Annotated in this window: 11 protein-coding genes and 1 pseudogene; 2 read left to right on the forward strand and 10 right to left on the reverse strand. The window is 68.8% G+C overall.

The window, feature by feature from the left end:
• Positions 1 to 372 precede the first annotated feature (372 nt).
• The 4 genes from ACIRJP_RS41160 to ACIRJP_RS41175 form a co-directional block, all read right to left on the reverse strand.
• Positions 373 to 1002, reverse strand: coding sequence for an alpha/beta fold hydrolase (locus ACIRJP_RS41160; RefSeq protein ID WP_404186163.1), 630 nt, complete (start codon positions 1000 to 1002; stop codon positions 373 to 375).
• Positions 1003 to 1098: 96 nt separating this feature from the next.
• On the reverse strand, positions 1099 to 1386 hold the full coding sequence (locus ACIRJP_RS41165; protein ID WP_404186165.1) for an NAD-dependent epimerase/dehydratase family protein: 288 nt from the start codon (positions 1384 to 1386) through the stop codon (positions 1099 to 1101).
• A complete protein-coding gene (locus ACIRJP_RS41170) occupies positions 1383 to 1712 on the reverse strand; it encodes a TetR family transcriptional regulator C-terminal domain-containing protein (RefSeq protein ID WP_404186167.1) in 330 nt (109 codons plus the stop codon). Before ACIRJP_RS41170 ends, ACIRJP_RS41165 begins: the two co-directional genes overlap by 4 nt.
• A 13-nt stretch (positions 1713 to 1725) precedes the next feature.
• Entirely contained in the window at positions 1726 to 1998 is a 273-nt protein-coding gene (locus ACIRJP_RS41175) for a TetR family transcriptional regulator (protein WP_404186169.1), read from the reverse strand.
• 154 nt (positions 1999 to 2152) lie between these two features.
• Here ACIRJP_RS41175 and ACIRJP_RS41180 point away from each other — a divergent pair.
• Positions 2153 to 2840: pseudogene (locus ACIRJP_RS41180) on the forward strand (phage/plasmid primase, P4 family); the annotation flags it as partial.
• 121 nt (positions 2841 to 2961) lie between these two features.
• Here ACIRJP_RS41180 and ACIRJP_RS41185 read toward each other — a convergent pair.
• The 4 genes from ACIRJP_RS41185 to ACIRJP_RS41200 all read right to left on the reverse strand — a co-directional run bounded on the left by ACIRJP_RS41185 (position 2962) and on the right by ACIRJP_RS41200 (position 7084).
• The gene (locus ACIRJP_RS41185) at positions 2962 to 3234 is read right to left on the reverse strand and encodes an HPr family phosphocarrier protein (protein WP_329814132.1); all 273 of its coding nucleotides are present in this window, start codon (positions 3232 to 3234) and stop codon (positions 2962 to 2964) included.
• Between the two features lie 50 nt (positions 3235 to 3284).
• Entirely contained in the window at positions 3285 to 5291 is a 2007-nt protein-coding gene (locus tag ACIRJP_RS41190) for a fructose-specific PTS transporter subunit EIIC (RefSeq protein ID WP_404186172.1), read from the reverse strand.
• A gap of 87 nt (positions 5292 to 5378) precedes the next feature.
• Positions 5379 to 6326 carry a 1-phosphofructokinase gene (gene pfkB, locus ACIRJP_RS41195; protein ID WP_404186173.1) on the reverse strand — a complete coding sequence of 316 codons (948 nt, stop codon included), beginning with the start codon at positions 6324 to 6326 and terminating at the stop codon, positions 5379 to 5381.
• Positions 6323 to 7084, reverse strand: coding sequence for a DeoR/GlpR family DNA-binding transcription regulator (locus ACIRJP_RS41200; RefSeq protein WP_404186175.1), 762 nt, complete (start codon positions 7082 to 7084; stop codon positions 6323 to 6325). The genes pfkB and ACIRJP_RS41200 overlap by 4 nt, the downstream gene beginning before the upstream one ends.
• A 402-nt stretch (positions 7085 to 7486) precedes the next feature.
• Here ACIRJP_RS41200 and ACIRJP_RS41205 point away from each other — a divergent pair, with 402 nt between their 5' ends.
• Positions 7487 to 8017, forward strand: coding sequence for a transposase (locus ACIRJP_RS41205; RefSeq protein WP_404186179.1), 531 nt, complete (start codon positions 7487 to 7489; stop codon positions 8015 to 8017).
• A 47-nt stretch (positions 8018 to 8064) separates the two neighbouring features.
• On the opposite strand, the gene ACIRJP_RS41210 is transcribed toward ACIRJP_RS41205, so the two are convergent.
• Together ACIRJP_RS41210 and ACIRJP_RS41215 are read right to left on the reverse strand one after the other, a co-directional pair.
• Positions 8065 to 8793 (reverse strand): hypothetical protein, encoded by a 729-nt coding sequence (locus tag ACIRJP_RS41210; RefSeq protein ID WP_404186177.1) that lies wholly within the window; start codon positions 8791 to 8793, stop codon positions 8065 to 8067.
• A 106-nt stretch (positions 8794 to 8899) separates the two neighbouring features.
• Positions 8900 to 9145 (reverse strand): hypothetical protein (locus ACIRJP_RS41215; RefSeq protein ID WP_404186181.1); only part of this gene is annotated, 246 nt, incomplete at its 5' end.

Below are 9145 nucleotides of genomic sequence, written 5' to 3' on the forward strand. Positions count from 1 at the left end.
CCTCGCCAAGCGCATAACGGACGAGACCACCCCCACCTGGCGAGGAACCTACTAGGGCAGAAAGGGCAATTTGCCTAGATCAAACGCCCTCTGAGTGCGTCAGCTGAGGATGGTGCCCCGCGCTGGCAACCACTGTCGCGGTGGCGTGCGGGAGAGTGTCCAGCAGCGACTGTCCCTCAACGGTGAGCGGATCGTTGGAGCCCAGGACGATGTGGACACGCCCTGGGTAGTGCTGCAGCTTGGCCTGGAGGTCGGCACGCCACTGCGGGTTCGCCGTGGCGGCCAGAAGCCCGGCGGCGGTGGCCCCAACGGTGCCGCGGCGAAGATCCGCGACAGCCGACCGGAGCGCGGCCGCGTGGCCCGTGGCGCCGGTCAGCCGCTCGGCCAGCGCTTCGGGGGTTTCCGCCTCAGGTACCAGCGGGTCAGGGCCGGCCGCCTGGCGGTGCGGGGCGGGTGCCCCTGCAGGAAGAACGGTGACACCAGCGTGAGTTGATCCACCGCATCGTGGTGAGCGGTCGCGGCGTCGACGGCGGCCGCGGCGCCGATGGAGTGACCCACCAGGTGACGGGCACCGGTCTCGGTGACCAGCGCGGTCAGCCAGGACTGCCAGTCCTCGCGGCGTCCGGCGCTCATGCCCAGCCCCGGCAGGTCGACGGCGCGCGCGTGCCCGACCGCCGTGACGACCGGAGCCCAGGTGTCGGCGTTGACCGGCAGACCGGGCAGCACCACCGTGGGTGCGCCTGCCTTGCCGACCTCGAAAGTCCGTATCCCGCCCAGCTTGGTGAATCGTCTGTCACCTGCGGGGGCGTCGCCGAAGCGGTGGGCTGCGCTGTCGCCGATTACGCTGGCCGGGTTGACGATGGACCAGGAAACGCCCGACTGCGCTGCCAGGTCCTGGAAGACGGCGTCCGCCTCGGCCCTGGACGCCTCGTAGGAGCCCAGGGCCCGGTAGGTCTCCTGTCGATACTCCTCGCTCCACGGGGCGGCGTCCTGCCCGCCCACTCGGTATCCGGAGACCTGAACAGGCGGCGCAGGTTCGGCAGCCGAGCCGCGAACGCGACGACCGCGCGGACGCTGTCAACGTTGGCGCGACGCGCCTCATCCACCGACATGCCGAACCGGTAGGCGCCGGCGCAGTTGTAGATCTCGGTGATGTCGTCGCACTCGCCGTCGATCAGTGACGCCTTGGCGAAGTCGACCCGGAGGTCGGTCGGGACCTGGTCGTACCCGCGCCCGGCCAGCCACCGAGTTCAGCCGCTGGTAGGACTCATGGCTCCGGCTGGCCGTGCTGACTCGAACGCCGGCCTGGCCGAGCGCGAGTACCAGGTGGCGCCCGATGAGGCCGCTCGCACCCAGCACCAGTGCATGCCGGTCCTCCGGGCTCATGCCGAAGCCTCCGAGCTCTGTTCCAGCAGCACGGCGATCGCCTGGGCGGCGCAGTGCAGCGGCTCGGTGGACCGCCGGGCACGCGAGACGATCACCGCTCCTTCCACCATGCTGACCACCGCTGTCGCCAGGGCCCGGGCGACGGGTCGAGGGCGGCCGTGCGCACTGAGCAGGTCACTTACCGGCGCGATCCATGACTCGAAGGCATGGGCGCAGGCGTCTCGCAGACGTTCGCTCTGCGCACTCATCTCCAGTGTCACCACCGAGACCGGGCATCCCAGCTGGAAGCCGCTGTCGTTGAGTATCCCGGCCAGTTCGTCGATCACACGGCGTACCGCCTCACCCGGCGTGGCCGACCCTCGCGCCGAGTCGGCGTCGAGAGAGCCAAATCGCGCGGCCGCCAGCTCGACGGCCTTCTCTCCGAGGGCCTCCTTCCCCTGGGGGAAGTGGAAGTAGAGCGTGGGGGAAGTGGAAGTAGAGCGACCCTTTCGGGGCGCCCGCGTGCTCCACCACCGTGTTGAGTCCCGTGCCGCTGTAGCCGTGCCGTTGGATCAGTTCCAGCATCGATTCCGCCAGTCGCGAGCTGGTCCTGGCCCCCTTGTTTCCACCCATGACTCGAGAATAGACCGGTCTATAGATTTTGTGAAGCGTCTCAAGCCTGGCGCAGCGATGTCCACGTCGGAGTCAAAAGCGGGAGTGGCGGGTGTTTCATGAGTGGTCGCTCATGAAACACCCGCCCGCCCGGCGGTCCACCTGCGGCGATCATGTGGCCCGGCCTTTCGAAAGGCACCCCGCCGATCTTGCCGAGCTGCATGGCGGACGCCTCATCGTCTGGTCCGAACTGAGGCCCGGAGACCGCTTCGACGAGTCCCGCGTCAGGTCACTCACCGACGGAGACCGGATCAAGGCCCGAAGGATGTGGCAGGACTTCTTCAGTTTCGCCCCTATCCACAAAACTGTGGCTGCTCGGCAACCACCGCCACGAGGTGGGCACCGGGCGGCTACGCGTTCTGGCGCCGGGTCAGACTGATCCCGTTCGAGTGGATGTTCACGGACAGTCGGAAGGTCGACAATCTCGCCGGCTTCCTGGCCGCTGAAGAAGGGCCCGGCATTCTGCACTAGCTCGTGACCGGAGCGCGCGGCTATCTGAACGGCGCTCGCGACCTGAACGGCCCCCGCAGGTACGCATCGCCACCGACGCGTACGCGCAGACCGAAGACCACGCGGGCCGGTTTCTGCGCGACTGCTGCACCATGGACCCTGCCATGCGTGCCGAACAGACTCAGCTCTACAACAGCTACCGGAACTGGTGCCGGCTCGAGGGCACCAACCCGATCTCCTCGCGGGCGTTCGCCGCGCGTGGACGTGCGACCGGCGGTATCACCACACCCCAAGGGATGGCCCTGTCCAACCAGCGCAAGTTCTACCCCAATATCGGGCTGAACAACGAATAGCGAAGCGGAGTCCCGGCTCGCCGCGGCGACTGCCGTACGACCGTCCGCTGGAGAACTGCGCGCCGTTGCCCCCCGTCCCCCGAGCCGTTACGCACTCGGGGGACGACGGGGGCCGCTGACCTCACGCCGTGGCATCGAGATCGCGGGCGAGGAACTCTGCCAGCTCCTCGACCGCGGCTTCCGCGCCGTCGCCCTCTGCTGCCAGCACCACCGAATCGCCGTGCTGGGCCCCGAGGGCGAGCACGGAGAGCAGACTCCGGGCATCGACCGCACTCTGGCCGTCCCGGCCGATGGTCACCTTGACCCGCTGCCGGGTCGCTTCCTTCACGAACAACGAGGCCGGGCGGGCATGCAGACCGCTGCGGGTACCTATGACGACAGTGCGCTGGTGCATGGTGAATTCTCCTGTGTGGTGATGGGACAGCGGGGTTGCAGGGAAGTCCGTCAGGCGGCGACGGAAACCTTGGGCTCTTCGCTCGCCGGGGCCGGCCCCTCCGTGGTCCTGCGCATCCCCTTGAGGAGGACAACCAGGGCGCTCGCAACCACCGTACCGGCGGCGATGGCCAGCAGGTAGAGGAACGGATTGCCGATGAGCGGCACCACGAAGATGCCACCGTGCGGGGCGCGCAGTGTGCAACCGAACGCCATCGACAGCGCACCGGTCACCGCGCCGCCGGCCATCACCGACGGGATCACCCGGAGGGGATCAGCGGCCGCGAACGGGATCGCGCCCTCGCTGATGAAGGACGCACCCAGGACCCAGGCCGCCCTGCCGTTCTCCTGCTCGGTCTTGCTGAACAGCCTGCCGCGCACGGTGGTTGCGAGCGCCATGGCCAGCGGCGGCACCATGCCGGCCGCCATCACCGCAGCCATCACCTTGAGGCTGCCGGGCGTCGGGTCTGCCAGGCCCCCGACCGCGAAGGCGTATGCCACTTTGTTGAGCGGCCCGCCCATGTCGAAGCACATCATCAGGCCGAGGACGATGCCGAGAATGATCGCGTTGGAGCCGGAGAGCCCGTTGAGACCATCAGTCAGAGCTCGTTGGAGCGAGGCGATCGGCTTGCCGACGACGATGAACATCAGGAGGCCGACGACCACCGAGGCGAGCAGAGGAATCACCAGCACCGGCATGATGCCGCGCAGTGTGGGATGGACCTCCACTCGTTGGATCGCCATCACTGCCGCACCGGCCAGCAGACCCGCTGCGAGCCCGCCGAGGAAGCCCGCGTTGATGGTGAGCGCGATGGCACCGCCGACGAACCCGGGGACGAGTGCGGGCCGGTCCGCCATGCCGTAGGCGATGTACCCGGCCAGCACCGGCACCAGGAAGGCGAATGCGGCTGTCCCGATCTGGTTGAGCAGAGCGGCCCAGCTGTCGGCCTCTCCCCAGACGAAGTGGTCCGCAACGGACTTGGCGCCGGCAATCTCGTATCCACCGATGGCGAACGACAACGCGATGAGGAGGCCGCCTGCGGCGACGAAGGGCACCATGTAACTGACGCCGGACATCAGGTAGGTCCGCAACCGGATGCCGAAGTGTGCGGAGTCGCCACCGGTCGCGGCTCCGTCGTTCTGGTCATGGGCGCCGCCCGCGACCGTGCCGACCTCGCCTCGCTCCGCTTTGCGCCTGGCTTCGGCGATCAGCTCGGCAGGTCGGTTGATCCCTGCCTTGACCCCGGTGTCGACGACGGGCTTGCCGTTGAACCGTGCCTTGTCGCGCACCTCGACGTCATGCGCCCAGATGACCGCGTCGGCAGCGTCGATGAGCCCTGGATCGAGCCTCTCGAATCCGGCTGAGCCCTGCGTTTCGACGTCGAGCACCACACCTTCGGCGCGGGCTGCGGCTGCCAGCGACTCGGCGGCCATGTAGGTGTGCGCGATGCCAGTCGGACATGACGTGACGGCGACGATCCGGAAGGGTTCGTCGTCCGGTGCAGCGCTGTCCGCAGGGCCGTTCGCTGCTGCGCCGTCCGCGGGTGAGGCGTCCGGATCCGGTCCGGACGGAACGGCCTCCTTGCCGCGGATCAGGGCCGCGGCCGCGCCGGGGTCGCGCTCCGCGCGCAGGGAGCCCGTGAAGTCCGGGTCCATCAGCCGCCGTGCCAGGGCGGACAGGATGGTGAGGTGGTCATCGTCGGCCCCTGCCGGCGCTGCTATCAGGAAGATCAGATCGGCGGGGCCGTCCGCCGCACCGAAGTCGATACCCCGGTCGCTGTGGCCGAACGCGAGCGTAGGCATGGTGACATGCTCGCTGCGGCAGTGCGGGATGCCGATGCCGCCGTCCAGACCGGTCGGCATCTGTGCCTCGCGGGCGGCGACGTCGGCGAGGAAGCCGTCGAGGTCGGTGACGCGGCCCTCGGCGACCATTCGCTCAGCGAGCGACCGGGCGGCTTCGTGCTTCGTCGCGGCGGACAGATCGAGATCGACCAGTTCCGCGGTGATCAGTTCACTCATCGCGGGGCTCCTTGCTTGTGGACCGTCTGGTGGGCGGTTCGGGGGGACACTCGGGTCGGTACTGAACGGGTCGCGGACGCATTGCAGTCATGAAGCCGGCTCTGCAAGGGGGCGGTCGAGGGGGACATCGGTGGTCGTGGTGACCGCCGCCAGGTCGAGATCCGCAGGGGTCGGCATGACACTGCCCGGCAACTGCACGGCCGCCGCACCGTGGGCGACCGCCGCGGCGAGCGCGGCCGGGCCTCTTCCGCCAGCGGTGAGGAAGCCCGCCAGGGAGGCGTCGCCCGCTCCGACGTTGCTGCGGACGGTGTCCACCCGGGCGCTGCCGAAGTACGTTCCCGTACGGTCGACCAGCAGCTGACCGTCGGCCCCGAGACTGGCCAGAACGGACCCGGCACCCCGCTCGCGCAGCTCCTCCGCCGCCTTCACCGCATCGCCCACCGTTGCCAGCGGGCGACTGACGGCCTCGGCGAGCTCCTCCGCGTTCGGCTTGATCACATCGGGGCGCTCCCGAAGTGCCGCGGTCAGCGCCGCGCCGGAGGTGTCGAGGGCGATCCGGGCCCCTGCGCTGTGGCTCCGGGCCACCAGCTCGGCATACCACTGCGGGGGCAGCCCCCGCGGCAGACTGCCGCAGCAGGCGATCCAGCCGGTGGCCGCCGACCGGGTCCATACGGCATCCAGCAGGGCCTCTGCCTCAGCCATGGTGATCTCCGGGCCTACCGCGTTGACCTTGGTGAGCGTTCCATCGGGTTCGACGAGTGTGACGTTGATGCGCGTGCTGGCGACGATCGGTACTCCGACCGCCTCGATACCGTGCTCCCCGAGCAGTTGGGCAAGCAGCGCGCCCTCAGGCCCGCCGAGCGGCGCGACAGCGATCGTAGGGTGGCCGGCTGCCGCGACCGCGCGCGAGACGTTGATGCCCTTGCCTCCGGGGTCGATTCGGTCGTACGTGGCGCGCAGCACGGCTCCGCGGGTCAGCCCAGGCAGCTCGTACGTACGGTCAAGGCTTGGGTTGGGAGTCACGGTGAGGATCATGCGCGCACTACTTCCGTGCCCCGGCTCTCAATGGCGAGGGCGTCGTCGGAGTCGAGTCGGGTGTCGGTGATGAGCAGGTCGACCTGCGCGAGATCGCCGAAGCGGGCGAAGTGCTCCTGGCCGAACTTGGCGGAGTCGGCCAGGAGCACGACCCGGCGGGCGGCGGAGATCATGGCGCGCTTGACGGCCGCCTCGGCCAGGTCGGGCGTGGTCAGACCGCCCTTCGGCGAGAAGCCGTTGGTGGCGAGGAAGACGACGTCGGCATTGATCTCACTGTAGGCATTCAACGCCCAGGCATCGACGGCGGCGCGTGTACGGTGCCGGACCCGGCCGCCGACGAGATGCAGCGCGATGCCGGGGTGGTCGGCGAGCCGGGCGGCGACCGGCAGCGCATGGGTGACCACGGTGAGATGGGAGTCGAGCGGGATGGCCGCGGCTAGCCGTGCAGCCGTGCTGCCCGCGTCGATGATCACGCTGCCGTCGATGGGGATTTCGCCGAGAGCGGCGGCCGCGATGCGCTCCTTCTCGTCGGTGGCCACCGCATCGCGCTCGGCCAGAGGGGGCTCGAAGTCGAGTCGCCCGGCCGGGATCGCACCGCCATGGACACGCCGCAGCAGCCCGGCCCGGTCGAGGGCTTTCAGATCACGTCGCACAGTCTCGGCGGTGACCTGAAACTCCTCAGCCAGGGACAGCACGTCGACCCGGCCGCACTCACGGGCGAGGCGGAGGATTACTTGCTGTCGCTCCGGTGCATACATGTTGTTTTAGATCCGTTCCATGCCCGACTGTGTGGCTCCGCGGAGACATTACGCCGACAGGTCGGCAATGTAAACAGACTCGGGCATGCGCGGACCTGAACAGACATGCGGTGCTGAGACCGCCGCCGTCGGGTTCACTGCGCGCCCCACACGGCCGGGAAGCGCAGCGACCGACCGGAAGAAGAGCGCTGCCGACCGTCCTGGCAGACGCCCTTTGCACCAATCCTCAGACGGTTCTACCGTCTTGATCGGGTTGATCGAGCCATTCGTAGGGTTGGGTCGCCCAGGGGTGCTGGGTGTGGCTACCCTCGCGGGGTGGGTCAAGGAGGTGTGGCCCCGCGCGGAAGGCTCGCGGCGGCCCGTGGAGCCTGGCTCGTCTTCGAGGACGAAGCCGGATTCTCCATGACGCCGCCGCACGCAAAGACATGGTCGCCACGCGGCCGGACCCCGGTGGTCCGGGTCCGCGGCCACTCCCGCAGACGGATATCCATCGCGGCTCTGACCTGCTACAAACCAGGCCACCGGTCACGGCTGATCTACCGCCCTCGCCGCGACGACGGCAACCGTGACGGGCGCAAGAGCTTTTCCTGGCGTGACTACCGGGACCTGCTGATCGCAGCCCACCAGCAGCTCGGCGGCCCGATCGTGCTGGTCTGGGACAACCTCAACGTCCACAAGGCCGCCGGACTACGGGAGTTCGCCGCCTCCCGGGACTGGCTGACCATCTACTGCCTGCCGCCCTACGCACCCGACCTCAACCCCGTCGAAGGCATCTGGCCCCTCCTGCGCCGCGGCTGGCTCTCCAACGTCGCCTTCAGCACTCCCGAACACCTCGTCCAGCGCATCCGACGCGGCCTACGACACATCCAGTACCGCAGCCACCTCATAGACGGCTGCCTCGCCGAAACCGGCCTGACCATCAGCCCTGCCTGATCAGCAGCACGACATCCCGAGTTCAACGTCAGTAACGAAGACGCGATTCACTTCACCCGGGGTGCGATGGCCTTCGTCAGTGCCATGACGTCGGCGAACTTCCCGCCGTCGTTGTCGGAGGTCACGGACAGCAGCCGGTCACCGACTCGCATGACGACGAGATCCAGGCCGACGTACGCCTTCCGGTCGATCGTGACGCGCACGCCCTCGTCCCCGACACCGTCGACGGCGCTGACGGTGATCGTGACCGGGTTGTTCAACAGCCCCGCCGAATTGGGCTCGTAGGTCGTTCCGCAGACACCTTCCAGCGACCTCAGCCGGCCGAACACCTCCGACGCCCGGCCGGTGGAGTAGGCGCGCACCATGATCCCGACCTCATGGGCGGACGGGTCGGTGACCCCCAGGTTGGCGTACGCGCCCCAGCCACCGAGGGCCGCCTCCGTACCGCTCCGGACCAGCTGGTCGCAGCCGAAGTTCACCGTCGGGCTGGGACCGGCGGACGGCGGCACCGGCTTCGGGCCGCTGTCGTGCTCCTCGAACACGGTGGAAACCTTCCACCCCTCGGGCAGGGTGCGGTTGGTCGGCAGATAGGTCTTCAGGACCGAACCCGGCACCACGTGCGGGTCGGCGGTCGGCGCCGCGGGTGCCGACGGCGACGGGCTGTCGGCGGTCGGCGCGGCGGCCTTCGGCTGCTCCTCCGCCTGCGAGCCGCAGCCGACACAGAGAACGGCCACGCAGACGACCCCGACGAACGCGGAGAATCGAGTGGTACTCATCGACGCCTCCTTTTCATGCTGCACATGAAAACACACTGAGTGACATGTCCACCGCTTGAGCCACGCGTGAATCCGTCAACTCTTCAGGCCTCTCCCGCAATTGATCTCAGCCGCGCTCCTCATCAGTTGTGGGCATGGCTCCCCTCCCCGGTCGAGGCGAGGTCGTGGAGGCGGGCGATGCCGCGGACGGCAGGCTGGTGCTGGCCGTGGACGTCTCGCCGTGGCTGCGGCCGGATGTCAGCACCTGGGCTGACCGGGCTTCCAGATCGCCAAGGGCGAATGCGGCCTGGACCACTACCAGGTCCGTCTCTACCGCGCCTGGTACCGGCACATCACCCTGGCGATGGCCGCC

It is taken from the genome of Streptomyces sp. NPDC102437 (assembly GCF_044765565.1).
GTDB lineage: Bacteria > Actinomycetota > Actinomycetes > Streptomycetales > Streptomycetaceae > Streptomyces.